Source organism: Pseudomonas sp. NPDC008258 (assembly GCF_042956345.1).
Lineage (GTDB): Bacteria > Pseudomonadota > Gammaproteobacteria > Pseudomonadales > Pseudomonadaceae > Aquipseudomonas.
In genome coordinates, this window is the sequence record NZ_JBIBGE010000026.1 from 23,899 (window position 1) to 50,430 (window position 26,532).

At 61.5% G+C, this 26,532-nt stretch carries 20 protein-coding genes and 1 other RNA gene; 11 read left to right on the top strand and 10 right to left on the bottom strand.

Going from position 1 to position 26,532, the window contains the following annotated elements; all coding sequences use genetic code 11:
* Window positions 1-19: 19 nt before the first annotated feature.
* The gene (gene dnaX / locus ACFY9W_RS20235; protein ID WP_391133679.1) at window positions 20-2,083 is read right to left on the bottom strand and encodes a DNA polymerase III subunit gamma/tau; all 2,064 of its coding nucleotides are present in this window, start codon (window positions 2,081-2,083) and stop codon (window positions 20-22) included.
* Window positions 2,084-2,207: 124 nt separating this feature from the next.
* On the opposite strand from dnaX, the gene ACFY9W_RS20240 reads away from it, so the two are divergent.
* Window positions 2,208-2,975, top strand: coding sequence for a transporter substrate-binding domain-containing protein (locus tag ACFY9W_RS20240; protein WP_391133682.1), 768 nt, complete (start codon window positions 2,208-2,210; stop codon window positions 2,973-2,975).
* A gap of 211 nt (window positions 2,976-3,186) precedes the next feature.
* Window positions 3,187-3,381 (top strand): hypothetical protein, encoded by a 195-nt coding sequence (locus tag ACFY9W_RS20245; RefSeq protein WP_391133685.1) that lies wholly within the window; start codon window positions 3,187-3,189, stop codon window positions 3,379-3,381.
* A gap of 227 nt (window positions 3,382-3,608) precedes the next feature.
* Here the strand turns inward: ACFY9W_RS20245 and ACFY9W_RS20250 are convergent, their stop codons facing one another.
* On the bottom strand, window positions 3,609-4,097 hold the full coding sequence (locus ACFY9W_RS20250; protein ID WP_391133688.1) for a DUF2938 family protein: 489 nt from the start codon (window positions 4,095-4,097) through the stop codon (window positions 3,609-3,611).
* An 82-nt stretch (window positions 4,098-4,179) separates the two neighbouring features.
* Between ACFY9W_RS20250 and ACFY9W_RS20255 the strand changes: the two genes are divergently transcribed.
* From ACFY9W_RS20255 to ACFY9W_RS20265, 3 genes are all read left to right on the top strand, one after another.
* A complete protein-coding gene (locus ACFY9W_RS20255; RefSeq protein WP_391133691.1) occupies window positions 4,180-4,590 on the top strand; it encodes a MerR family transcriptional regulator in 411 nt (136 codons plus the stop codon).
* A 98-nt stretch (window positions 4,591-4,688) separates the two neighbouring features.
* Window positions 4,689-5,114, top strand: coding sequence for a hypothetical protein (locus ACFY9W_RS20260; protein WP_391133694.1), 426 nt, complete (start codon window positions 4,689-4,691; stop codon window positions 5,112-5,114).
* Window positions 5,115-5,160: 46 nt separating this feature from the next.
* Window positions 5,161-5,778: a hypothetical protein gene (locus tag ACFY9W_RS20265; protein ID WP_391133697.1), complete on the top strand. Its 618-nt coding sequence runs from the start codon at window positions 5,161-5,163 to the stop codon at window positions 5,776-5,778.
* Between the two features lie 59 nt (window positions 5,779-5,837).
* On the opposite strand, the gene ACFY9W_RS20270 is transcribed toward ACFY9W_RS20265, so the two are convergent.
* From ACFY9W_RS20270 to ACFY9W_RS20295, 6 genes are all read right to left on the bottom strand, one after another.
* The gene (locus ACFY9W_RS20270; RefSeq protein ID WP_391133700.1) at window positions 5,838-7,028 is read right to left on the bottom strand and encodes an MFS transporter; all 1,191 of its coding nucleotides are present in this window, start codon (window positions 7,026-7,028) and stop codon (window positions 5,838-5,840) included.
* Window positions 7,029-7,210: 182 nt separating this feature from the next.
* Window positions 7,211-7,307: signal recognition particle sRNA small type (gene ffs / locus ACFY9W_RS20275), an RNA gene on the bottom strand.
* 303 nt (window positions 7,308-7,610) lie between these two features.
* Entirely contained in the window at window positions 7,611-9,941 is a 2,331-nt protein-coding gene (gene ligA, locus ACFY9W_RS20280) for an NAD-dependent DNA ligase LigA (protein ID WP_391133703.1), read from the bottom strand.
* Between the two features lie 236 nt (window positions 9,942-10,177).
* A complete protein-coding gene (gene zipA / locus ACFY9W_RS20285; protein ID WP_391133706.1) occupies window positions 10,178-11,068 on the bottom strand; it encodes a cell division protein ZipA in 891 nt (296 codons plus the stop codon).
* A gap of 205 nt (window positions 11,069-11,273) precedes the next feature.
* Window positions 11,274-14,762, bottom strand: coding sequence for a chromosome segregation protein SMC (gene smc, locus ACFY9W_RS20290; RefSeq protein ID WP_391133709.1), 3,489 nt, complete (start codon window positions 14,760-14,762; stop codon window positions 11,274-11,276).
* Between the two features lie 3 nt (window positions 14,763-14,765).
* Window positions 14,766-15,425, bottom strand: a complete 660-nt coding sequence (locus ACFY9W_RS20295) for a GntR family transcriptional regulator (RefSeq protein ID WP_105946150.1) — start codon at window positions 15,423-15,425, stop codon at window positions 14,766-14,768.
* A 268-nt stretch (window positions 15,426-15,693) separates the two neighbouring features.
* On the opposite strand from ACFY9W_RS20295, the gene xdhA reads away from it, so the two are divergent.
* The 4 genes from xdhA (at window position 15,694) to guaD (ending at window position 21,818) form a co-directional block, all read left to right on the top strand.
* The gene (gene xdhA / locus ACFY9W_RS20300) at window positions 15,694-17,148 is read left to right on the top strand and encodes a xanthine dehydrogenase small subunit (protein ID WP_391133713.1); all 1,455 of its coding nucleotides are present in this window, start codon (window positions 15,694-15,696) and stop codon (window positions 17,146-17,148) included.
* Entirely contained in the window at window positions 17,141-19,540 is a 2,400-nt protein-coding gene (gene xdhB, locus ACFY9W_RS20305; protein WP_391133716.1) for a xanthine dehydrogenase molybdopterin binding subunit, read from the top strand. The genes xdhA and xdhB overlap by 8 nt, the downstream gene beginning before the upstream one ends.
* 117 nt (window positions 19,541-19,657) lie before the next feature.
* Window positions 19,658-20,503, top strand: coding sequence for a xanthine dehydrogenase accessory protein XdhC (gene xdhC / locus ACFY9W_RS20310; protein ID WP_391133720.1), 846 nt, complete (start codon window positions 19,658-19,660; stop codon window positions 20,501-20,503).
* Window positions 20,504-20,513: 10 nt separating this feature from the next.
* Complete coding sequence (guaD, locus tag ACFY9W_RS20315; RefSeq protein ID WP_391133723.1) at window positions 20,514-21,818, top strand: guanine deaminase; 1,305 nt, start codon at window positions 20,514-20,516, stop codon at window positions 21,816-21,818.
* Here guaD and aqpZ read toward each other — a convergent pair.
* Both aqpZ and ACFY9W_RS20325 read right to left on the bottom strand, forming a co-directional pair.
* On the bottom strand, window positions 21,815-22,513 hold the full coding sequence (aqpZ, locus tag ACFY9W_RS20320) for an aquaporin Z (RefSeq protein WP_391133726.1): 699 nt from the start codon (window positions 22,511-22,513) through the stop codon (window positions 21,815-21,817). The two genes, guaD and aqpZ, sit on opposite strands and share 4 nt — an antisense overlap.
* A 259-nt stretch (window positions 22,514-22,772) precedes the next feature.
* On the bottom strand, window positions 22,773-23,528 hold the full coding sequence (locus tag ACFY9W_RS20325) for a GntR family transcriptional regulator (RefSeq protein ID WP_300031195.1): 756 nt from the start codon (window positions 23,526-23,528) through the stop codon (window positions 22,773-22,775).
* A gap of 281 nt (window positions 23,529-23,809) precedes the next feature.
* Between ACFY9W_RS20325 and ACFY9W_RS20330 the strand changes: the two genes are divergently transcribed.
* On the top strand, window positions 23,810-25,159 hold the full coding sequence (locus ACFY9W_RS20330) for an NCS2 family permease (RefSeq protein WP_054881410.1): 1,350 nt from the start codon (window positions 23,810-23,812) through the stop codon (window positions 25,157-25,159).
* Window positions 25,160-25,336: 177 nt separating this feature from the next.
* Window positions 25,337-26,326, top strand: coding sequence for an RHS repeat-associated core domain-containing protein (locus ACFY9W_RS20335; RefSeq protein WP_391133729.1), 990 nt, complete (start codon window positions 25,337-25,339; stop codon window positions 26,324-26,326).
* Window positions 26,327-26,532 lie beyond the last annotated feature (206 nt).

The window sequence follows — 26,532 nt, forward strand, 5'->3', positions numbered from 1 at the left end:
CCGGCCGCATGGTTATCCGTTACTGGCCCTGATTGGCCAGGGCCTCTACAGGCTCAATAGTATCCTGCCGCACCTTGGCGCCGAACAACTTGATCATCTGCTGGATCAATGGATCCTGCTCGATCGAGGTGACCGCGTCCTGCTGCCGCTCGGCACGTTTGCGCGCTGCAGCCTGGGCCGGGGTTTCCTGTTCGGGCAGGATCAGCTCGATGCGCAGGTTCAGCGTACGCCCCAGGTGTTGGTTGAGCGCCTCGTTCAGGCGGCGCTGCTGGGTGCTGTTGAACAGCGCACCCTGGCCCGGGTCAAGGTGCAGCAGCCAGTCGTCGCCGTCTGCGCTGATCAGCGTACAGTTTGCCGCGATGTTGCCTGTCATCCCGGACACAGGCAACTGCGGGAATAATTCCAGCCATTGCAGGGCCAGGCCCGTGGCCGGCTTGGCCGCTGGCAGCGGCTGGGCTGCCGGCTTGGGCGCCTCTTCCTGGACATGCTCGGCCAGTTCGTCGAGGTAGCTGAAACCGACGGGGTCGCTTTCACCGCCGTAATAGTCCTCGTCCAGCGGCGGCTCGTCGTCGCGATCCATGCCCACGGCGGCATAGGCAGACGGGTCGAAAGGCGGTTCGTCATCGTCGGCCGGGGCAGCCTGTGGCACTGGCGCAGCAGGTACGGGCGCCGGTGCCTGCACGGGTTCTGGCTCGGCTAACGCTGCCTCAGGCGCTGCCACGGGTTCCTCCCATGGCAGGTCGACGACTTCTGCCACCGGCTCTGCTGCAGGTGCACTGGCAGGAGCAGGCGCAGGCTCGACGGTCGCAACAGGTTCGGCCACCAGCTGAGGCAGCGGTTCGACTGGCGCGGGGGCCTGTACTTGTGGCGCAGCAGGTTCTACCACAACAGCTGGCGGCGCTACGGCAACTGCCGTCGCTGCCACTGGTGTTGCAGGATCAGCTGTGGCCTGGCTGATCCCCACTGGCTTTAGCACCGGTTTCGGTGCGTCGTCGGTATCGGCCGGGCGGAACGCCAGCATGCGTAGCAGGACCATTTCGAAACCGCCACGCGGGTCCGGCGCCAACGGCAGGTCACGACGGCCGATCAGGCCCATCTGGTAATAGAACTGCACGTCCTCGGCCGGCAGCGCCTGGGCCAGCGCCAGCACCTGCTCACGGTCGCCCTGGCCGTTATCGACCGCCTCAGGCAGCGCCTGGGCAATGGCCACCCGGTGCAGCACGTTGAGCATTTCAGCCAGCACGCCAGCCCAGTCCGGGCCCTGCTCGGCCAGGTTGCGCACGGCCTCCAGCAAGGCCCGGGCATCGCCTTCAAGCAACGCCTGCAGCACGCCATAAACCTGGCCGTGGTCAAGGCTGCCAAGCATGGCCCGCACATCGGCGGCCATCACCTTGCCTTCGCCAAAGGCAATGGCCTGGTCCGTCAGGCTCATGGCATCACGCATGGAGCCATCGGCAGCGCGACCCAACAGCCACAGGGCATCCGGCTCGAACGGCACGTTCTCTTCTGCCAGTACATGGCTCAGGTGCTCGACCACCCGTTCCGGGCTCATGTTCTTCAGCGAGAACTGCAGGCAGCGCGACAGGATCGTGGCCGGCAGCTTCTGCGGGTCGGTGGTGGCAAGAATGAACTTGACGTAGGGCGGCGGCTCTTCCAGCGTCTTGAGCAAGGCGTTGAACGAGTGGGTGGAGAGCATGTGCACTTCGTCGATCAGGTAGACCTTGAAACGCCCACGACTCGGGGCGTACTGCACGTTGTCGAGCAGTTCGCGGGTGTCTTCGACCTTGGTGCGGCTGGCGGCGTCGATTTCGATAAGGTCTACGAAACGGCCTTCATCGATCTCCCGGCACACCGAACAGGTGCCGCACGGCGTGGAAGTGATGCCGGTTTCGCAGTTCAGGCACTTGGCGATGATACGGGCGATAGTGGTCTTGCCCACGCCCCGGGTACCGGTGAACAGATAGGCATGGTGCAGGCGCTGGTTGTCCAAGGCATTGATCAAGGCCTTGAGCACATGGGCCTGGCCGACCATTTCGCGGAACGAGCGCGGACGCCATTTACGTGCAAGAACCTGATAACTCATCGAAAAACCATCGTAGCCTGATAGAGCGGAAGAGCGCTAATGCTAGCGGAGCGGGGGCAAAATTGCACCCTGTGCGAGTCGTCTAAGCTGTGAGGCAGGCGCGTTGTTCAGGGAGGATACGCCTTTGCGAAGTTTACTGGCCCTGCTATTGCTCTGGTCCACTCACAGCCTGGCTGAACAGCCGGTGCTGCGTTTCTCCGTGGCAGAGAGCTGGGGCATGCCGCTGGTGCGTATTGAAGGTGACCAGCCGGTAGAAGGGTTGCTGTACGACCTGATGCAGGCCGTGGCCAGGGAAGTGGGCGCACGCCCCGAATACCACGTCATGGCCCGCCTGCGCCTGGAAGAGGCGATGAACAGCGGGGATATCGACGTGCGCTGCTATGTCAGTACGCAGTGGCTCAATGACCGGCCCAGGGATTTTGTGTGGAGCATCCCGCTGATCCACCAGCGCGACGTGCTGGTAGGGCGCGTGGGCGACAGCAGCCCCATGCCCCCGGACCATCTGCCGCCGCAGGCTATTGGCACGGTGCTGGGCTACACCTATTCGACGCTGCAGCCGTTGCTGGACCAGGGCAAGCTGCGCCGTGAAGACAGCCGCAGCCAGTTGCTGGTGCTGCAGAAACTGCATGCGGGACGGTACCGGCATGCAGTGAGCAATCAACTGTCTTTGCAGTGGTTTAACCAAGGGTTGCCAGCGGATCAGCAGTTGCAGGTGCTGGCGGTGCTGGAGGAACAGGACCTGGGCTGCATGGTGCGTAGCGACCCGGCGATACCGACCCAAGGGCTGCTGCGGGCGCTGGTCAGGATGAAGCAGTCGGGGGAAATCGAGCGGATTGTGCAGCGGTATGGGGGAGCGGGCTATCAGGAGCCCATGTCTGTGGCTCACCCCTGACTGCTGTACACCTGACATTGCCCGCTGTGGGGCTCACCTACGAACACCGGAAAAGCCGGTGCCATTTAGCTTTACAGTGGCAAAGAAAATGCCCTTGAGGGGAAATGGACTACACCCTTTATTGGAAGACGGCGATTCCACCCCTGCCCCTGATTGCACATAGTCAGAGCCCAGCCAAGGCAAATTCGCCGCAACTTGAAAAGACAACCCGATGCTTCAGGATGATCGTGAGTACCTCGAACTTGAGAAGTTACAAAATGAAGGCCACAAGCTAAGGGCCGAGACCCAGAAATTTGTAGCAGAAGCGCGTAAGCTCAGGGAGGAGGCGTTCTGGTACCCAATCGCAACGGGTTCAGCAGTTGTCACAACCATCGTTGGCATCATGGCACTGGCTAGCAAACTCTGAGCTTCGATTGATACAGCCACAAGGAGCAGCAAATGCACCGTTCCACCCAAGATCACACTAGAAGCGCGCGGATTGAAGCGGAAGTGTTCGCCGAAGAAATGCGCAACCTCAGAGCGTCTTCACCTTGGACAGGTGTGATCCTCTTTTACCTCGGAGTAATCTCAACTGGGGTATTGCTGATAGCAGGTATGCTTATACAGCGAGCGCTCTGACCGAACGCTCCGCGCTCACACCAAAGCCAGCAAGCCCGCACTCAAGAACAACCCCACGCCAAACACAAAATGCGTAGCCAGGCTCTTCAGGCAGTTACGTAAAGGCGTCGGCGTCCTGGACGCAAACAACCCCGCCCCCATCGCCGGCTGCATGAAGCAAAGTGGCGCCACGACCGTACTCACACCAACTACTAATGCTGGTACCAACGTAGGCGACAGCAACCACCCCTCCCCTACGATCACAACCAGCAGCATCGCGAACACCACGCCGATGGCGTAATGAATCACCCACCCCCACACCAGCTCATTTCGCACCGGTTCGGCTCTGGCAATCGCTTGATGCAGTACCCGCCCCTTGAGCAGATGCCCCGCCCAACGCCCGACCATGGCGAAGTTCAACGTGGCCACACCCAACCGCCTCAGCAGCAGCCCCCACGCGTCCATCACCATCGTGGCACCGATGCCAATCGGCAAGGCAGCTGTAAACATCGCAGTAATCATCATTGAAAAATCCCTCGAAGATTGACGGTCATCACCATGCCGCGCAGCATAGAAGTTGAAGTCAACTTCAAGTCAAGGGCCCGAAATGGACATTGCCGACGTCGCCAAACGCACAGGCGTACCCGCTTCGACACTGCGTTACTACGAGAAGAAAGGCTTGCTCAAGTCACTTGCCGGGCGCGGCCAGCGGCGGCAGTTTGCAGCCGATGTGGCGGACAGGCTGGCCCTGATCGCCCTGGGACAAGCTGCGGGGTTTTCGCTGGATGAGGTGGGAACGATGCTGGTGGACCTGCAAGTCGACCGGCAAATGCTGCTGGCCAAGGCAGATGAGCTGGATGCGCGGATCAAGCGCTTGCAGGCGATGAGCAAGGGCTTGCGACACGCGGCGCAGTGCCCGGAAGAAGATCATCTGACATGCCCGAAATTCCAACGGCTAATGAAGCTTTCAGCGGCGGGGCTTGGAAAAAGCAAGGGATGCATCGCTTTAACAAGATGATGGCATAATGATTCTAATGCGCCACCACTCAGTGTAAAGTTACGCGCCTCGACGCCCAGCCGTGCGCGAGAACAGCACTTACACTTAGGAAATGTTGCATGTCCACAATTAGAAATCTGACCGCTGCCGCCCTGATATCATTGACCACTGGTTGCGCTACCGGCCTCAATTCGGCCCAAGAGTCAGAACTTGCCAGCTATCGCGCCAGAAACCTTGCGGTTGAAGAAAAAAGCCCTGGGCTTGCTGCCGGCCTCGGCCTGCTTCCGGGTGGCGGTTCGTTCTATGGCCGCGCCTACGGTTTTGGCGTGGTAAACCTGCTGTTCTGGCCGCTTTCCATACTCTGGGACCCAGTTAGCGGGCATGACGCTGCTGAGTTCATCAACTACCAGGCAACCAAAGCTCACGTTGCATCGCTGAAAAAGCACGACATGGACGAACTGGATGCCAAGTTGGAGTCTGATGCGATCGACCTCAAGCGTTACACGCTGGACAAACGCCAAATCGATGAAAAGTACAACTTGTAAAGGCATCTGAAATGCTGCGCAAAGCGGCCTTTCAATCGTTACAGCCATGCACGATGCATGGCTTCGTCTCGCACTACCGGCCTATCGCTTAAGGACTATTCGAGTGACCTACTTCCGCCTGCTTCTAGCCTCGGCATTTATCGCCCTCTGCACAGGCTGCGCCTCACCTGCCCAGATCTCCGGCATGTCCGTCACCTCTGATCAAACCGATGCGCATTTTTATGATCAGCGCTTGCACCGCAACATCCAGGTGACCGAAGTAAATGGCGGGGATGCCACCAACCCGCTCTGGACCTCCGAGATCGACGGGCCCGACTTTGGCGCTGCACTCAAACAATCGCTGGCCAGCGCCGATCTGCTTAGCGAAGCACCCGCTGCTTATACCCTGCGCGCCAACCTGCTACGCGTCGACCAACCCATTTTTGGCCTGGATTTCGAAGTCACCTGCGAGGCTGAGTACACGCTGACCGAGTCAAGTTCGAACACCGTTATCTTTCGGGAGATCATTCGAACGCCCTTTACCGCCGGTGTGGGCGACTCGGTTATCGCGATCAAGCGCCTGCGCCTGGCCAATGAAGGTTCGGCACGTACCAATATCAGCACGCTGTTGAAACGCCTGAAGGGCCTGAACCTTGAGGCCAAGCAGGTTTCCCTGAAGAACTGAGTACCCGCTGTTACTGGCACTTCGGCGTGTGCAGGATCAAGACCCCTGCTCCGCCGCATTCAGACCAGTGAAGGCTTGAAAAATCGCCAAGCCAGCCACCGCCCCGTACTCAGGCAAACCACCAGCACGGCAACACCTTCAACGCTGAGCATCATTGCATCAATCCCCAGCTGCGAGATCAGCCGGCTGACAACAAAGGGAAACCCGAATACGCCAATGAAATAAGACAAGCTGAACAACAGGAGCGCCTGCGCCGTAAGGCCCGCCGGTGCCTCGTTGGCGGCCAGCCCGTTTATCACGGAGTAATTCAAGCCGTAGCCGACACCCAGGAGCATGGCCATGGCCAGGTAGCTTTCAGTGCTGTGCACCCACTGGTGAAACCCCAGCACGGCAGTTGCCATGATTACGGTCAACACCCACGAAGTCGCCAGCGGAGGCTGCTTCACAACCCAGCCGGCCAGCAGCAGCCTGCAAACAATTGCAGCGCCCATGAAGCCGATGAAGAAAATCGAGTAATCGAGCCCGAGGCGGGCGGCATAGCTGGTCTGGAAACTGCCCATGGTGCCGAAAATTGCCCCACCCAGCCCTACCATCAGAATTGAGAGGCCAGAGCGCGAACTCAACACTTCAAGCGAGCTAGCCCTGCCTACTTGAACCTTTTCCGTAGGCCGCCGACCTGCAACTGTTGCCCCTAACCTGGCGAAGTAAGCTGCGGCCAACGCAGCAGCGCCTGCAGCCACCCAAAAGGCGAGCGTGGAAGGCAGGGCAACCCAAGTAGCGAGCTTGCCCAACAGTGGCCCGGTCCCGATGCCAGTCAGCATGCTGCCGGAAAGCAGGGCAAAACTGTGGGTACGCCGTGACGGCTCGACCATCTGGGCAACCATGATCGGACCTACTGTGTAGAACAGCCCCCAACCAACCCCAAGCATCAGGCCGCAAGCCAGCAACGCGCCACCCACGCTTGAGACCAATGCAAAGCCTAGCGAAGCAACGACCAGGCATACTCCCCCGACAGCAATCGAGCGAGCAGCGCCGAGACGCTGCAAAACATGCCCCGAACCCAAAACAGACAGCAAGGTACTCAACATCGCGACAGCGAATACCTGCCCCGCATCGCGCTCCCCGCCCCCTAACGCCTCCACCCTCACCAACAGCAGGAAGGTGGTGCCGTAGCTTATGGACAGCAGAAAGCAGGCAATGCAAAACACAGTGAATTGCTGAAACCGGGGCAGGTCGGGGGACGACTTCATGGACACAGTCCTTGCTGGCAGGACTTGCTTTCTATCACGGCAAGGCACGCACAAAGGCAAGCATTCACTTGAGTTGAGATCGGCAAACCATTAACTGAATGCCAAGCGGCCCTGTCTGAAGGTGACAGAAGATACGTGTGGCGATGAGCCTTTGAGAATTCAAGGGCCTGAAATGGTGGCGGCCCCACCAGCCACACCCCGGCACTCGATGTTCCCGCTATGGCTGCTCCCTTCCGGGCCTGACCAGGTTAACGGGTAATCAATGCGGGGGGACCGATGGGGCCACCACTACATGCCTCGCTGAGCAGCGAGTGGCGCCATTGTACCGGTCTTGGGGGCAGATACAACCTCTGGAGGAGAAAAAGTCATCATTTCTCAATGACTTGTCAGGGGTGGGGGCTGTAGCAGGCGAGAAAGTCGCCCCCACAAGCACAGCGCCAACTCGGGGCGAACACTTTACCTGCGGGAGCGGGCGTGCCCGCGAAGCAGGCGCTGCGGTGTATGGCACCGGCTTCGCCGGTGTTCGCGGGCATGCCCGCTCCCACAATGACCGTGCAAGCCCCCGGGATCTGGCTTCAGCTTTTAGATGGCGATGCCCTGCCCGGCCAGGAAGGCGATGAAGGCATCTTCATCGAGCACTTTCACGCCAAGCTCGCTGGCCTTGGCCAGCTTGGACCCTGCCCCAGGCCCGGCCACCACGCAGTGGGTCTTGCCAGACACCGAGCCGGCTACCTTGGCGCCCAGGCTTTCCAGCTTGTCCTTGGCGATGTCGCGGCTCATGCGCTCCAGGGTACCGGTCAGCACCCAGGTCTGGCCGGCCAGCGGCAAGCCCTCTGCAACTTTCTTCTCGCAGCTCCAGTGCATGCCGAATGCCAGCAACTGCGCTTCGATGTCCCGCGCCAGCTTCTGGTTCGCTTCATCCTTGAAGAACTCGCGCACCGCATCAGCCTGCTTGGCCGCCAAGGCCTGGCGAAGGTCGATGCCGTCGGCGGCGATGATCTTCTCCAGGGTGTCGAGCTTGGCCACCAGCTTTTCGGCGCCGGTCGGGCCGACCGAGGCGATATCGAGCTTGGCAATCATGCCAGCCAGGGTAGTGCTGGCGGCGAACTCGGCAGCCAGTTCGCCTTCGTCCTGCAACTGCATGCCGCTATCAAGCAATTGCTTGATGACCTTGCGGTTGTGCTCGTCTTCGAAGAAGTTGTGGATCTCGTAGGCAACCTCCAGGCCGATGTCCGGCAAGTAGGTGAGCACCTGCGGCAATGCCTGCTGCACGCGCGCCAGGCTGCCCAGCGAGCGCGCCAGCACCTTGGCGGTCTCTTCGCCTACATCCGGAATGCCCAGGGCGTAGATGAAGCGCGCCAGGCTCGGGCGCTTGCTGGCTTCGATGGCATCGAGCAGCTTCTGGGTAGACACCTCGGCGAAGCCTTCCAGGCCAACAACCTGCTCGAACTCAAGCTTGTACAGGTCAGCCGGCGAGCCGATCAGGCCTTCGTCCACCAGTTGCTCGACGCTCTTCTCACCCAAGCCATCAATGTCCATGGCGCGCCGCGACACGTAGTGAATGATCGCCTGCTTGAGCTGGGCGCCACAGGCCAGGCGGCCGACGCAGCGGTACACCGCGCCTTCGCTGGTGGTTTCCTTGCCTTTGCTGCGCTTGACCAGCTGGGTGCGCTCGACCTGCGAGCCACACACCGGGCACTCGCTTGGCACTGCTACCGGGCGCGCATCTTCCGGGCGACGCTCCAGCACCACCTGCATCACCTGCGGGATCACATCACCGGCGCGGCGGATAATTACCGTGTCGCCAATGCGCAGGCCCAGGCGGGCGATTTCGTCCATGTTGTGCAGGGTGGCGTTGGACACGGTCACGCCAGCCACCTTGACCGGCTTCAGGCGCGCCACAGGGGTTACCGCGCCGGTACGGCCGACCTGGAACTCGACGTCCAGCACTTCGGTCAGTTCTTCCATCGCCGGGAACTTATGGGCAATCGCCCAGCGTGGCTCACGGGCGCGGAAGCCCAGCTCACGCTGGGCGGCCAGGCTGTTGACCTTGAACACCACGCCATCGATTTCATACGGCAGGCTGTTACGCCGCTCGCCGATGTCGCGGTAGTAATCCAGACACTCTTCGATCCCCGCCGCATGCTTGAGCTCGCGACTGATCGGCATGCCCCAGGCCTTGAGCTGCTCAAGAATGCCGATATGGCTATCGCCGATGCTCTCGGACAGTTGGCCGACGCCGTAGCAGCAAAACTCCAATGGGCGGCTGGCGGTAATTTTCGAATCCAGCTGACGCAGGCTGCCCGCTGCGGCGTTGCGCGGATTGGCGAAGGTCTTGCCGCCGGCCTCGGCCTGGGCGGCATTGAGCCGGTCGAAACCAGCCTTGCTCATGTACACCTCGCCACGCACCTCGAGCACTGCCGGCCAGCCCTCGCCCTGCAGCTTGAGCGGGATGTTGCGCACGGTGCGCACGTTGGCGCTGATGTCTTCGCCGGTGGTGCCGTCGCCACGGGTGGCGCCCTGCACCAATTTACCATCGCGATACAGCAGGCTCACGGCCAAACCGTCGAGCTTGGGCTCACAGCTGTAGTCGACCGCGCCGGGCTGGTCGAGGCCTTCGACTACGCGGCGGCCGAACTCGCGCAGGTCGGCTTCCTCGAAGGCGTTGCCCAGGCTGAGCATGGGGACTTCGTGGCGTACTTGACTGAATGCGGCCAGGGCAGCACCGCCAACGCGCTGGGTGGGCGAGTCGGGTGTTACCAGGTGCGGGTGTTCGGCTTCCAGCGCCTTCAGCTCATTGAACAGGCGGTCGTATTCGGCATCGGGCACGCTGGGTTCATCGAGCACGTAGTAGCGGTAGTTGTGCTGGTCCAGCTCGGCGCGCAGTTCGTGGATACGGGTTTCGGCGGTCATGGGATTGTCTTCTCTTGCAAAGCAAAAGAGCAGCCTCGAGTGGTGTCTGGGGTCTGGATTAGCAATTGTCTGTCCTGGCCCTATCGCCGGCAAGCCAGCTCCCACAGGTACACCATAGGCCTGGAAGGCAGTGGTACTCCTGTGGGAGCTGGCTTGCCGGCGATAGGGCCGAAACAGGCAACAACAACACCTGAACCGACCAGCACGCCCTCAGGCTGCTCTTTCGTCTGGATCTGTCAGCGTTTCTGGGTCAGCGCACGGCGCTCGAACTCGACAATGCGCTGGCGATAATGCTCGATGGTCTGGGCGGTCAGCACGCTGCGCTGGTCGTCCTTGAGCTCGCCGTTCAGTTCGTGGGCCAGCTTGCGGGCTGCGGCCACCATCACGTCGAAGGCCTGCTTCGGATGACGCGGACCCGGCAGGCCGAGGAAGAAGCTGACGGCACGGGTACTGAAGTGGTCGATGTCGTCCAGGTCGAACACACCCGGCTTGACCGCGTTGGCCATGGAGAACAGCACCTCGCCGTGGCCGGCCATGCTCTCGTGGCGGTGGAAGATGTCCATTTCGCCAAAGCGCAGGCCACTTTCCAGAATGTTCTGCAGCAACGCCGGGCCTTTGAAGCCGCCTTCGTCGCGGGAAATCACGCTGATGACCAGCACTTCCTCGGCCGGTGGCAGCTCCTTGACGCTGCTGCTGGCAGGTGCCGCACCGTTACTACGGGTGTTGTCGGCGTCAAAATCGTCATCGCTGTCAGCGAACAGGTCGGGCTCGCGCGGCTCGGCGCTCAGGTTCAGGTCGCCCTGTTGTGCGTCAGCGGCGGCGGTGCGTTTGCCACGCTTGCCGGCCTTGGCTGGCTTGGGCTCGCGCTCGCGATCACGCCCGGAAGCGCTGAGCGACGGCAAGTCGCTTTCGTCCAGCTCAGGCTCCTTGTGGTTGTCCAGCACGCGCGACGGGCCAAGCACCTCGGCACCGCCACCCTCATCGTCCGGCAGGTTGGAATAGCTGCGATCCAGACGGAATTTCAACTTGCCTTTCCCGCCGCGCATGCGGCGCCAGCCGTCGAAAAGAATCCCGGCAATGACAATGATGCCGATGACGATCAGCCACTCGCGCAGACCGATTTCCATGTAATCCCGTGCCTCTATAAAAATATGCTTGAAAACAAAGGGTTCAAAGCCCTTTAACACGTGGCGCCAACTCTATGTTCTGACAGGCGTTTTACCCACGCAAAAAACGAGTGACATTAAGCTAGCACGACCAAAGACAACTTTACACCGTCTGTCGCACATGGCGGGGGCATTTCGCTACAGAATGTGCCCCCATTGTCACGCATCACGCGTCGACCATGGCCATGGCCGCCTCCACATCAACTGCAACAAGACGTGAACAGCCCGGCTCATGCATGGTCACCCCCATCAATTGGTCCGCCATCTCCATGGCAATCTTGTTATGGGTGATGTAGATGAACTGCACCGTTTCACTCATTTCCTTAACCAGGCGGGCGTAACGCCCGACGTTGGCATCGTCCAGCGGCGCATCGACCTCGTCGAGCATGCAGAACGGTGCGGGGTTCAACTTGAAGATGGCAAACACCAGCGCCAACGCGGTCAGTGCCTTTTCGCCGCCGGACAGCAGATGGATGGTGCTGTTCTTCTTGCCCGGTGGTCGCGCCATGATCGTCACCCCTGTATCGAGTAGATCTTCGCCCGTCAGTTCCAGATAAGCGCTGCCGCCACCGAAAACTTTTGGGAAAAGTGCCTGTAATCCGGCATTTATCTGATCAAAGGTATCCTTGAAGCGATTGCGCGTTTCCTTGTCGATCTTGCGGATGACGTTTTCCAGGGTCTCCAGCGCTTCGACGAGGTCGGCATCCTGGGCGTCCAGGTAGCGCTTGCGCTCGGACTGCTGTTCGTACTCTTCAATGGCGGCCAGGTTGATTGCACCCAGGCGCTGGATGCGCCCATCGAGCTGCTCCAGCTCCTGTTCGGTACCCTGTTCGGTGGCCTCGGCCTCCAGGGTGGCGAGAACCCCTTGCAGGTCGTAGCCGTCGGCCAGCAGCTGCTCCTGCAAGGTCTTGCGTCGCACATCCAGGCCCTGGCACTCCAGGCGCAACTGTTCCAGCTGGCCGCGTAACACCAGCGCCTGTTGCTCGGCCTGAGTGCGGCGCTTTTCGGCGTCGCGCAGTTCGCGGTCGGCTTCGTCCATGTGCAGGCGGGCCTTGCGCATTTCCTCATCGACACTCATGCGCCGCTCCAGCAGCTCTTCAAGCTTCAGGCGCAGCTCTTCCTGCGGCGCCTCGCCCTCCTCCAGGTTAAGGCTCAGTTGCTCCTGGCGTTCGGTCAGGCGCGCAGCCTGCTGCTCCAGGCGCTCCAGGGCCTGACGGGTGGAGTCGTGTTGCGCACGCAGCGAGCCCAGGCGCACGGCCAACTGGTGGGCGTGGTCCTTGTGCTGGCGGGCATCCTGGCGCACCCGGTCGAGGCTTTCACGCAGGGTGTCGCGGCGGGCCATCAACTGCTCGCGCTGCTCGGTGTCCTGGGCCATCAGCTCCAGGGCTTCTTGCAGCAACAGGCGTGACTCACCCAGTTGCTCGTGCTCCAGAGCGCGCTGTTCGTCCAGCTCGGCCAGCTCTTCCAGCAGGCGTCGGCGGCGTAGCTCGACCTGCTCGGCGCGGGCACGGCTGGCCGAAAGGCTGGCCTTGAGCTCGCCGTGCAGGCGGTTTTCTTCCTGGCTGCGGCGGCGCAGCTGTTCGCGCTGCTCTTCCTGGTCCAATTGCTGCTCACGCAGGGCCTGTAGCTGTTGCTCCAGCTGTTCCAGCGCCGCTTCCTGTTCCTGTTGCTCCTGGCCCAGGCGCTCGATTTCCTGCCCGCGCGCCAGCACACCGCCTTGTGCGTCACCGCCACGACAAACCCGCAGGAAGTGCTGACCAACCCAGTAACCATCGCGGCTGACCAGGCTCTGCCCTTCGCCAAGCGATGCACGTTGCGCCAGTGCCTGAGCCAGGTCTTCCACAGGTTTGATCTGGCCCAGCCAGGGTGCCAGATCGACGCGGCCTTCAACCTTCTCCAGCAGGCTGCCGGGCAACGATGAGCCGGCACTGCCCGCCACCAGCAAGCGCAATTCACCCTGCTCCAGAGCGGCAAAATCGAGGCCATTGAAATCATCCACCAGCACGGCTTGCAGGTCGGCACCCAGCACCGTTTCCACAGCCAGCTCCCAGCCCGGCTCCACCCGCAAGCCTTCAGCCAGCCGCGGCTTTTGCTCCAGGCCCTGGCCTTGCAGCCAGTCAGCCGCACCTGCACCCGGCTCCAGGGCTGCCTGCTGCAAGGCTTCCAGAGAGGCCAGGCGACCGCCCAGGCGCTGCAGGTCACCTTGCGCCTGCTGCTGTGCCTGGGTGGCCTGATGCAGCTGCTCACGCACACCTTCTACGCGCTCCACCACCTGCTCTTCGGACAGTTGCAGTTCTTCCAGCAGCATTTCGCTGCTGGCCAGCTGCTCAGCCAGTTCGAGCATGGCGGCATCCTGTGGGTCGATACCCAGTTGCTCACGCTCTTCACCCAGCTTGCGCTGACGCTCGGCCAGACGCTCCAGGCTGGCTTCCAGCTGTTGCAGGCGCGCCTGCTGCACTTCAGCCTGGCGGCGCGGTTCGGCGGAGCGGCTGTTGAAGTTGTCCCACTGTTCCTGCCAGCCGTGCATGCCCGACTCGGCCTCTTCAAGGGCAGCAGCAGCTTCTTCGGCAGCGGCGAGGGTCATTTCCTGCTCGGGTTCGAGCATGGCCAGCTCTTCGCCAAGGGTGGCCAGCAAGGTGCGGTCGTGGCCCAGGTGCGATTCGGTTTCCAGCCGCGTGCGCTCAGCTTCCTTGAAGTCGTCCTGCAACTGGCGCAGGCGCTGCTGGCCATGCTGGATGCTCTGCTCGACCCGGGCAATATCGCCGGCTACCGAATAGAAGCGGCCCTGCACCTGATTGAAGCGTTCGGACAGCTCATGATGGCCGTCGCGCAGGCGCTCGATGCTGGCATCGGCATTGCGCTGCTCGGCCACCAGCGCCTCATGGGACACATCCTGGTCGCCAATCACCGACTCGCGCTGGCGCACCCGTTCATCCAGGTCACGCCAGCGCAACGCCGACAGGCGCGCCTTCATCTGGCGCTCCTGGGCCTTGTACTCACGGTACTTCTCGGCCGCCTGGGCCTGGCGGTGCAAGCGCTCCAGCTGGCGTTCCAGCTCTTCGCGCAGGTCGGTCAGGCGGGCCAGGTTTTCCTGGGTGCGGCGGATGCGGTTCTCGGTTTCGCGGCGGCGTTCCTTGTACTTGGAAATGCCGGCCGCTTCCTCGATGAAGTTGCGCAGTTCCTCGGGCTTGGCCTCGATCAGCTTGGAGATCATGCCCTGCTCGATGATCGAATAGCTGCGTGGCCCCAGGCCGGTACCAAGGAAAATATCGGTGATGTCGCGGCGGCGGCACTTGGTGCCGTTGAGGTAATAGCTGTTCTGCCCGTCGCGGGTGACCTTGCGCCGGATCGAGATCTCGGCGTAGGCGGCATACTCGCCAACCAGGGTGGTTTCGCTGTTGTCGAACACCAGTTCGATGCTGGCCTGGCTGACTGGCTTGCGGCCGCTGGAGCCGTTGAAGATGACGTCGGTCATCGACTCGCCGCGCAGGTTCTTCGCCGAACTCTCGCCCATCACCCAGCGCACCGCGTCGATGATGTTGGACTTGCCACAGCCGTTGGGGCCGACCACGGCCGCCATGTTGCTGGGGAAGTTGACCGTGGTAGGGTCGACGAACGACTTGAACCCGGCCAGGCGAATGCACTTCAGCCGCATCGGTCAGCCTCGGGCCAGCGCCGCCAGCACCAGTTCGCAGCTGCGCTGGCCGTAGGCGGTAAGCACCTCGCGAATGCGCGGCAAATCGCGGGCGACCACAGCTTCGAGCAAGCGGGCGAACAGGTCGAGGTAGTCGATCATGTTGGCCTGGCGCTGGTCCAGCGACAGGTAGTAGGCACGGCTCATGGCCGGTTGCAGGTTTTCCACGGTTTCCTGCAGGAACGGGTTGTCGGCAAACGGGTATGCCGCCCGCATTACCGCAAAGCTGTCGGCGACGAAGGCCTTGATATCCAGCTGGTCATGGGCGCGCTGCAAGCGCTGCTGGATCTCCAGAAACGGGCGCAGGTCGGCCTCGGTGCGCCATTTTTGCGCAACCGCGTTGCCCAGCAGGATGTAGAACTCGCCCATCAATGAACACAGGCTGCGCACGCTGCGCTCATCCAGTTCGGTTACGTGGGCGCCCCGGCGCGGCAGGATTGCCACCAGGTGGCGGCGCTCAAGGATGAGCAACGCTTCGCGCACCGAGCCGCGGCTGACGTTGAGCGCCTGGGTGACCTTCTGCTCCTGGATACGCTCGCCTGGCGCCAGCTCGCCACGGATGATGCGTTCGGCCAGGTAATCGGCAATCTGCTCGGAAAGGCTGTCCGGGGCCTTGAACGTCATGGTTTTCCTTCAAAATCATTGAACTGGGCACAAGGGGCGGATTGTAGCGTACTTGACCGGTAATCGCGCAGAGGGGCAAGCCGGTTTATTTGACCCGCCAGACAGCCCCGCGCCCGGCGCGATCTATGCTTTGAATAGGGTGATTGTGTTCGGCCGGGCATGGACACGAGTAATTTCTTGACCTTTGAGTCAGAAAAATATTGACCTGCCAGACAGGTGTTGCTTAGAGTCCACCCAACAACAATAAAACCATTGCGAGGCTATCCCCGTGATCCAGTTTCTTGTCAACCAGGAGTTGCGCAGTGAGCACGCCCTGGACCCGAACATGACGGTGCTGCAGTACCTGCGCGAGCACCTGGGCAAACCTGGCACCAAGGAGGGCTGCGCCAGTGGTGACTGCGGCGCCTGCACCGTGGTGGTCGGCGAACTGACCCAGGACGAACAGGGCAACGACAGCCTGCGTTATCGCAGCCTCAACTCATGCCTGACGTTTGTCTCGTCGCTGCACGGCAAGCAACTGATCAGTGTCGAAGGCCTCAAGCACCAAGGTCAGCTGCACAGCGTGCAACAGGCCATGGCCGATTGCCATGGCTCGCAATGCGGCTTCTGCACCCCCGGCTTCGTGATGTCGCTGTTCGCCCTGCAAAAGAACAGCAGCGGCCCTGACCTGCACCAGGCCCAGGAAGCCCTGGCCGGCAACCTGTGCCGCTGCACGGGCTACCGGCCGATCCTCGACGCCGCCGAGCAAAGCTGCCGCCAGCCCTGCCGCGACCAGTTCGATGCCCAACAAACGCAAACCATCAGCCGCCTGAAGGCCATTGCCCCAACCCAGACCGGCGAGCTGAACAGCGGCGACAAACGCTGCCTGGTGCCGCTGACCGTGGCCGACCTGGCCGACCTGTACAGCTCGCACCCCGAAGCCCGCCTGCTGGCCGGCGGCACCGACCTGGCCCTGGAAGTCACCCAGTTCCACAAGACCCTGCCGGTGATGATCTATGTCGGCCACGTGGCCGAACTCAAGCGCATCGAGAAAACCGCCAGCCACCTGGAAATCGGCGCTGCCACCCCGCTCACCGACTGCTACGGCGCACTTCACGAGGAATACCCGGACTTCGGCGACCTGCTGCACCGTTTTGCCTCGCTGCAAATCCGCAACCAGGGCACCCTGGGCGGGAACATCGGCAACGCTTCGCCCATCGGTGACTCGCCACCCCTGCTGATTGCCCTGGACGCGCAAATCGTCCTGCGCCAAGGCGAGCGTCAGCGCACCATGGCGCTGGAGGACTACTTCATCGACTACCGCATCACTGCCCGCCAGGACAGCGAGTTCATCGAGAAGATCATCGTGCCGCGCGCTACCCACGACTGGGCGTTCCGCGCCTACAAAGTGTCCAAGCGCCTGGACGACGACATTTCCGCCGTGTGCGCGGCTTTCAACCTCAGCATCGAAGACGGCGTGGTCAGCGGTGTGCGCATTGCATTCGGCGGCATGGCGGCCATCCCCAAACGCGCCCGCGCCTGTGAAGCCGCATTGCGCGGCAAGCCGTGGAACCAGGCTGCCATCGAGCGCGCCTGCCAGGCCCTGGCCGAAGATTTCACCCCGCTCAGCGACTTCCGCGCCAGCAAGGAATACCGCCTGCTGACTGCGCAGAACCTGCTGCGCAAATACTTCATCGAACAGCAAACGCCGTATATCGAAACCCGGGTGACCGCTTATGTCTAACCATCACGTAGCCAAAAGCCAGGCCGAGATGGCCGAACTGTTCAGCCAGGGCCTGACCACCGGGGTTGGCCGCAGCGTCAAGCACGACAGTGCCGACAAGCATGTATCCGGCGAGGCGCAGTATATTGACGACCGCCTGGAATTCCCCAACCAGTTGCACGTGTATGCGCGCACCGCCGACCGCGCCCATGCGCGCATCCTGCGCATCGACACCACGCCCTGCTATGCCTTCGAGGGTGTGCGCATCGCCATCACCCATGAAGACATCCCCGGCCTGAAAGACATCGGCCCGGTGGTGGCCGGCGACCCGCTGCTGGCCATCGACAAGGTCGAGTTCTTCGGCCAGCCGGTGCTTGCCGTCGCGGCCCGCGACCTGGAAACCGCCCGCCGTGCGGCCATGGCCGCCATTGTGGAATATGAAGACCTGGAACCGGTGCTGGATGTAGTCGATGCGCTGCGCAAGAAACACTTCGTGCTCGACAGCCACACCCACCAGCGCGGTGATTCCGCGACGGCCCTGGCGGGCGCCCCGCACCGTATTCAAGGCACCCTGCATATCGGCGGCCAGGAACACTTCTACCTGGAAACGCAGATTTCCTCGGTGATGCCCACCGAAGACGGCGGCATGATCGTCTACTGCTCTACGCAGAACCCTACCGAAGTGCAGAAACTGGTCGCCGAAGTGCTCGACGTGCCGATGAACAAGGTGGTGCTGGACATGCGCCGCATGGGTGGCGGTTTTGGCGGCAAGGAAACCCAGGCCGCCAGCCCGGCATGCCTGTGCGCAGTGGTGGCACGCCTGACTGGCCAACCGACCAAGATGCGCCTGCCACGGGTCGAAGACATGACCATGACCGGCAAGCGCCACCCGTTCTACGTCGAGTATGACGTGGGCTTTGACGACAACGGTCGCCTGCACGGCATCAACTTCGACCTGGCCGGCAACTGCGGTTACTCCCCCGACCTGTCCGGCTCGATCGTCGACCGCGCCATGTTCCACTCCGACAACGCCTACTACCTTGGCGATGCCACCGTGCACGGCCACCGCTGCAAGACCAACACCGCTTCCAACACGGCTTACCGCGGCTTTGGCGGCCCGCAGGGCATGGTTGCCATCGAGCAGGTCATGGACCATATCGCCCGTCACCTGGGCCGCGACCCGCTGGCCGTGCGCAAGGCCAACTACTACGGCAAGACCGAGCGTAACGTCACCCACTACTACCAGACCGTCGAGCACAACATGCTCGAAGAGATGACCGCCGACCTGGAAACCAGCAGCGACTATGCCGAGCGCCGTGAGTCGATCCGCCGCTTCAATGCCAACAGCCCGGTACTGAAAAAGGGCCTGGCGCTGACGCCGGTCAAGTTCGGCATCTCGTTCACCGCCACCTTCCTCAACCAGGCCGGTGCGCTGATCCACATCTATACCGACGGCAGCATCCACCTGAACCACGGCGGCACCGAGATGGGCCAAGGCCTGAATACCAAGGTGGCGCAGGTGGTGGCCGAGGTGTTCCAGGTCGATTTCAGCCGTATCCAGATCACCGCCACCAACACCGACAAGGTGCCCAACACTTCGCCGACCGCTGCTTCCAGCGGCGCCGACCTGAACGGCAAGGCGGCGCAGAACGCTGCTGAAATCCTCAAGAAACGCCTCACCGAGTTCGCCGCACGGCACTACAACGTCACCGAGGAAGACGTCGAGTTCCGCAATGGCCATGTACGCGTGCGCGACCAGATCGTCAGCTTCGAGCAACTGGTGCAGCTGGCTTACTTCGCCCAGGTGTCGCTGTCCAGCACCGGCTTCTACCGCACGCCAAAAATCTACTACGACCGTAGCCAGGCGCGTGGCCGGCCGTTCTACTACTTCGCCTTTGGCGCCGCCTGCGTGGAAGTGATCGTCGATAGCCTGACCGGCGAATACAAGATGCTGCGCGCCGACATCCTGCACGACGTGGGCGATTCGCTGAACCCGGCCATCGACATCGGCCAGGTGGAGGGCGGCTTCATCCAGGGCATGGGCTGGCTGACCACCGAAGAGTTGGTGTGGAACGCCAAGGGCAAGCTGATGACCAACGGCCCGGCCAGCTACAAGATCCCGGCGGTAGCCGACATGCCGCTGGATTTGCGGGTAAAGCTGGTGGAAAACCGCAAGAACCCGGAAGACACCGTGTTCCATTCCAAGGCCGTGGGCGAGCCACCGTTCATGCTTGGCATCGCCGCCTGGTGTGCGATCAAGGACGCCGTGGCGAGCATTGCCGATTACCGGGTGCAGCCGAACATTGACGCACCGGCAACACCGGAGCGGGTGCTGTGGGGCTGTGAGCAGATGCGCAAGGCGGTGGCTGCCGCGCAACCTGCCGAACAGGAACTGGAAACCGTCACCCACTGACAGTGAGGAGCCCTGTGGGAGCGGGCATGCCCGCGAATGCGATGGTGGCTTAACTGCCCTCTTCGCGGGCACGCCCGCTCCCACAGGATCTGCGGCGCGACATAGAGAGGTTGCATCATGCACCAATGGATCAACGCCCTCGCCGACCACCAGTCCCGCGGCGAAGCCTGCGTACTGGTGACCATCATCGAAGAGCGCGGCTCGACCCCGCGCAACGCCGGCTCGAAGATGGTCGTCAGCGCCAGCGCCCTGTTCGACACCATCGGCGGCGGCCACCTGGAATACAAGGCCCTGCACATCGCCCGGCAAATGCTCGAAGAGCAGCGCACCACACCGCACCTGGAGCGCTTCAGCCTCGGCGCCAGCCTGGGCCAGTGCTGCGGTGGCGTCACCGTGCTGCTGTTCGAACCCATGGCTGCGGTACAGGCGCAGATCGCCGTGTTCGGCGCGGGCCATGTCGGCCGGGCTCTGGTACCCTTGCTCGCCGCGCTGCCCTGCCGGGTACGCTGGATCGACTCGCGTGAACAGGAATTCCCCGAACTCATCCCCAACGGGGTGACCAAGGTCGTCAGTGAGGAGCCGGTCGACGAAGTCTCAGAGCTGCCACCAGGCTGCTACTGCATCGTCATGACCCACAACCACCAGCTCGACCTGGAACTGACCGCCGCCATTCTCAAGCGCAACGACTTCACCTGGTTCGGCCTGATCGGCTCGAAAACCAAACGGGTCAAGTTCGAGCACCGCCTGCGCGAGCGTGGCTACGACGATGCCGTGCTGGCGCGCATGCGCTGCCCGATGGGCCTGCCAGAGGTGAAGGGCAAGCTACCCATCGAAATCGCCGTGTCCATTGCCGGCGAAATCATCGCCACCTACAACGCCTGCTTCGGCCAGCACGACGCTGCCGCCAATGCCGGCCCCATTGCCCAGTTGCTGCCGCCCTCCCGGCGCAGCCAAGCCATTTGACGAGTGTGTTATGACCGTTACCCGCAAAGCCTACCGTGCCGCCATCCTGCACAGCATCGCCGACCCGGCCGAGGTGGGCCTGGAGGCATCCCATGAGTACTTTGAAGACGGCCTGCTGGTAGTCGACGATGGCCGCATCAGCGCCATTGGCCATGCCGGCGACCTGCTGCCGACACTGGCCGCCGACATCCCGGTGGAGCACTACCAGGACGCGCTGATCACCCCGGGCTTTATCGATACCCATATTCATTTCCCACAGACCGGCATGATCGGCTCCTACGGCGAGCAACTACTGGACTGGCTGAACACCTACACCTTCCCGTGTGAAAAGCAGTTCGCCGACAAAGACCACGCCGACCAGGTAGCGAAGATCTTCCTCAAGGAACTGCTGCGCAACGGCACCACCACCGCGCTGGTGTTCGGCAGCGTGCACCCGGAATCGGTCAATGCCCTGTTCGAAGAGGCCGAGCGCCTGGACCTGCGCCTGATCGCCGGCAAGGTGATGATGGACCGCAACGCCCCGGACTACCTGACCGACACCGCGGAATCCGGCTATGCCGAAAGCAAGGCGCTGATCGAGCGCTGGCACGGCAAGGGCCGCCTGCACTATGCGGTCACCCCACGCTTTGCGCCAACCAGCACACCGGAGCAATTGACCCTGGCCGGGCAACTGCTGAAGGAACACCCAGGCGTGTACATGCACACGCACCTGTCGGAAAACCTCAAGGAAATCGACTGGGTCAAGTCGCTGTTCCCCGAGCAGAAGGGCTACCTGGACGTCTACGACCACTTCGAGCTGCTGGGCGAGCGCTCGGTGTTCGCCCACGGCGTGCACCTGTGCGACGAAGAATGCCAGCGCCTGGCTGAAACCGGCTCGGCGGTGGCCTTCTGCCCTACCTCCAACCTGTTCCTCGGCAGCGGCCTGTTCAACCTGCCGCAAGCGGAGCGCTTCAAGGTCAATGTTGGCCTGGGCACCGATGTGGGTGCCGGTACCAGCTTCTCGCTGCTCAATACGCTGAACGAAGCGTACAAGGTGATGCAACTGCAAGGCGCGCGCCTGCACCCGTACAAGTCACTGTACCTGGCGACCCTGGGCGGTGCCCGTGCGCTGCGCCTGGACGACCGCATCGGCAGCCTGCGCCCCGGCAACGATGCCGACTTCGTGGTGCTGGACTACAAGGCCACGCCGCTGCTGGACTACCGGATTCAGCAATCCAACAGCATCGAAGAGACCCTGTTCGTGCTCACCACCCTGGGCGATGACCGCACCGTGCGTGAAACCTACGCTGCCGGGCGCTGCGTGCACCAGCGCTAAGGTTCTTTGGCAAGCCCCCGGTACAGTGCGCCGCCGATTGCCGCCCCAATCAGCGGCGCCACCCAGAACAGCCACAGCTGTTGCAGGGCCCAGCCACCGACGAACAAGGCCGGCCCCGTGCTACGCGCGGGGTTGACCGAGGTATTGGTCACCGGAATGGAGATCAGGTGGATCAGGGTCAGGGCCAAGCCTATGGCGATGGGTGCAAAGCCTGCCGGCGCACGGGAGTCCGTGGCGCCCATGATCACCACCAGGAACATGGCGGTCATCACCACTTCACTGATAAAGCCCGCCCCCAGCGTGTAGCCGCCGGGGGAATGGTCGGCGTACCCGTTCGAAGCCAGCCCCGAAGACAATTCGAAACCGGCCTTGCCGCTGGCGATGAGATAGATCACACCCGCAGCCAGGATGGCGCCAGTCACTTGTGCGATCACGTAGGGCAACAGCTCTTTGGCCGGGAATCGCCCGCCCACCACCAGGCCGAACGACACGGCAGGGTTGAGGTGACAGCCAGAGATATGGCCGATGGCGAAGGCCATGGTCAGCACCGTGAGGCCGAAGGCGAAAGCGACACCGAGAACGCCGATGCCTACAGGAGAACTGGCTGCGAGTACTGCACTGCCACAGCCGCCAAGCACTAACCAGAAGGTGCCGATCAGCTCGGCACCCATTCGTTTACCCAGAGACATGGTCATGGACCTTTCCTCAACAAGTAGTGGAACGCAATGGATGCGCAAGCCCAACTGCTTGATGAAGGTTTGCCCACAAGAATTTAGCAGACCTTTGGCTAATGGCGAGGAATGGCAATGGTCTCTGTGGGAGCGGGCGTGCCCGCGAAGCAAGCACCGCGGTGGATGGCACGGGCGTTGCCCGTGTTCGCGGGCACGCCCGCTCCCACAGAGTCTGCCCAAGGCCTGGCTTAAGCGCTTGCCCTTCGATCACCCAGGCAAACGATCAACCCTTGGCGGAAGCCTTGGGCTTTTTCAGCAAATGCGAGAACACTGCATGCAGGTCGTCCGAGGCGCTTTCCTCGTCCAGGTTCAGCTTGCTGTCGATGTGGTCCATGTGGTGCATCATCAGGCTTACCGCCTGCTCGGCATCACGCGCCTCGATGGCATCGATCAGCTGCATGTGCTCGTCATACGAGCAATGCGAGCGGGTGCCGGTTTCGTACTGGGCAATGATCAGCGAGGTTTGCGACACCAGGCTGCGCTGGAAGCTCACCAGCGGTGCATTGCCCGCTGCCTCGGCCAGCTTGAGGTGGAACTCGCCGGAAAGGCGAATGCCGGCGCCACGGTCGCCACGCGAGAAGCTGTCGCGCTCCTCGCGCACCATCTGCCGCAGCTCATTCAGCTGATCCAGGGTGGCGTGCTGCACGGCCAGTTCGGTAATGGCCCGCTCCACCATGCGCCGCGAGAAGAACACCTGGCGCGCTTCTTCCACCGTCGGGCTGGCCACCACCGCACCGCGGTTCGGCCGCAGCAGCACCACGCTTTCGTGGGCCAGGCGCGACAAGGCGCGGCGGATGATGGTGCGGCTGACGCCAAAGATTTCGCCCAGCGCTTCCTCGCTCAACTTGGTGCCCGGTGCCAGACGCTGCTCGAGGATCGCCTCGAAAATATGCGCGTAGACGATGTCGTCCTGGGTACCGCTGCGGCCGGCCTTGCCGACACGTGCAGGTTTTTTCAGAGGTTGCAGCTGTTCGTTCATGGGCTCTCGAGGCACGAAGAGAAAGTATGGCGCCATTGTACACAGGCTGAGGCGATTCCGCAGGGGGCGTTTTACCTATATAGCCGTTGTACGACGCATTGCGCACACAAAACATAAAACATTATTTGCATTCTTTGTACACAAAAGCATAATCCATCGAGCAACTTCTTGACCCATGAGTCAACAAACCGGTCAGACGTCTGCCTTCCCTCACGGAGCCGCCAAGTGCATTGCTCAGGAATGGCTCCATAACAACAAGAAAGACTTGAGGAGTACTCGCTGTGGAAAGCCGCAAATCCGAAGCCCCTACGCTGGATCTTGCCCCACCGCTCGAAACGAGCTGGCTGGAGCGGATTTTCAAACTCAAGCAACACGGCAGCACCGTCAGAACCGAGCTGATCGCCGGGGTGACCACCTTCATCACCATGGCCTACATCATCTTCGTCAACCCCAACATCATGGCCGACGCCGGCATCGACCATGGTGCCGCCTTCGTCGCCACCTGCATCGCCGCCGCGCTGGGTTGCCTGCTGATGGGCCTGTACGCCAACTGGCCGGTGGGCCTGGCGCCGGGCATGGGGCTTAACGCGTTCTTCACCTACACCGTGGTCGGCACCATGGGCTACAACTGGGAAACGGCGCTGGGGGCGGTGTTCGTCTCGGGCGTGCTGTTCATGTTCCTGACCTTGTCGAAAGTGCGCGAATGGTTGCTCAACAGCATCCCCGTCAGCCTGCGCCATGCCATGGGGGCCGGCGTCGGATTGTTTCTCGGGCTGATCGGCCTGAAAACGGCAGGCATCATCGTCGACAGCCCCGCCACCCTGATCAAGCTGGGCTCGCTGCATGAGCCGGGGCCGCTGCTGGCAGCGGTGTGCTTCTTGCTGATTGCCATCCTCAGCTACAAGCGGGTGTTTGGCGCCATCCTGATCAGCATCATCGGCGTTACCCTGGCCGGCTGGGGCCTGGGGCTGGTCAAGTTTGGCGGGGTGATGTCGATGCCGCCAAGCCTGGCACCGACCTGGATGGCCATGGATGTGGCTGGCGTGTTCAACGTCAGCATGATCAGCGTGGTGCTGGCGTTCCTGTTCGTGCACATGTTCGACACCGCTGGCACGTTGATGGGCGTGGCGCAGCGGGCCAACCTGGTGGCGCCGGATGGGCGTATCGAGAACCTGTCGCGGGCGTTGAAGGCTGACAGTGCTTCGAGCGTGTTTGGTGCGGTGGTGGGTGTGCCGCCAGTGACCAGCTATGTAGAAAGTGCTGCCGGTGTTGCTGCCGGTGGTCGTACTGGCCTGACAGCGGTGGTGGTTGGCCTGCTATTCGTTGCGGCGATGTTCTTTGCACCGCTGGCCGGGATGATTCCTGCCTACGCGACCGCCGGCGCGCTGATCTATGTGGCGATGCTGATGATGGGCAGCATGGCACACATCCACTGGGACGAAGCCACCGACAGCATTCCGGCGATTGTCACGGTGATCATGATGCCGCTAACCTTCTCGGTTGCCGATGGTATTGCCCTGGGCTTCATCAGCTATGTGGCGTTGAAGGCAGGTACTGGCAAATACAAGGAGATCTCTGCCAGCCTGTGGGTGCTGTGCGCGATCTTTATTGCCAAGTTTGTGTTCCTCTGACAACGCTACCCTAGCGGGGCGCCTCGGCGCCCTGTGTTCTATCCACTGCCGTGGTGGGCTTACCGCGCCTACCTGATAAATTTGCCAGGTGAAAGGCATTCAGCCACTGAGTATAAAGGAGCTTGTAAAGAAGTCGACTCAACCTCTGAGATTTCATACACGCATCGGAGTTACGACATGGAGCGCTTCTTCTATAGCGGCTCAAAACTGCATACTCTCAAAACTGACAGTGGCGCTAACATTATTTTTCGCACCAACGCCTGTGCATCAGCAGTAAAATATCCCAATAAAGCAGAGCCCAACGCGACAATCCTTGGGACCGACCAGGCAGGTTCCGCTATTGCGGATTACAGCAATCACGAGCAAAACATTACCAGCTACACGCCCTACGGTTATACCCACGCTCGTGGTTCAGGCTCTCACCACTCAGGGTTTAATGACCAGTGGCTATGGCCGGAGCTGGAAGGTTATCTACTTGGTAACGGCCATCGCTTGTACCTGCCTCGTTCAATGCGCCTTGCCTCACCCGACAGCCACAGCCCTTTCGGCAAAGGTGGGCTGAACACTTACGCCTATTGCTCGGGAGATCCAATCAATTACAGTGATCCAAGCGGCCGATGGCCTATCAAGCCCCTCAGTGATGCGATGATTTTATCCAACCCGCCACGCGCCTCCCTGTACCGTGCACTAGAACGGACCGCCTACCAACAAGACCTGTTCAACACTCTCCTCAAAGATCCATCACCCGAGTTCTTTGACCCGGTGTTTAAGCGTCTTGATCAACAATCATTTAACAACCTACGGTTAGCATCCAAGGACCTATACAAAAAAACGGAGCAATACTCAAGGACTTATGCCCTCAGGCTAGGAAGTGAGGAGCATATTTTCTTTACCACCCGTGTTCCAATGGTACCTCAGGACCATTACCTAGCAAAGAATACTTCGCGAGCCATATACACGGCGAGCCGCGAACCGACATCCCATGCAGTACAGATCCGTACTCAGGGGAGTAGAGCACTGCAATACAATGCAACAAATCTTGACAAACCAAGAAAATCTCTAACCCAGCGTTTCAACATAGATACACATTTGTCCCAACAATACTATGAAGAAAGAGAAATTATCGTAGCAAGACGAGCTGCAGCGGATCTTCGACGTTCAGGTTGACGACTTTCCTTTGTTATATTTTCGCCGAATTTTGCAATCGCGCCCTTGAGCACCCCTATATTGAGCACAATCACAATAATTTTGCCAAGCATTGGACTTTAAACGGCATGATAAATATTTCGCAGGTAACGTAGCAGCGATAGCGGGCGACAAACCAGTGCAGAAGGCACTCTTTCGGCCTTCCCATACACCATTCGACCGAAGCG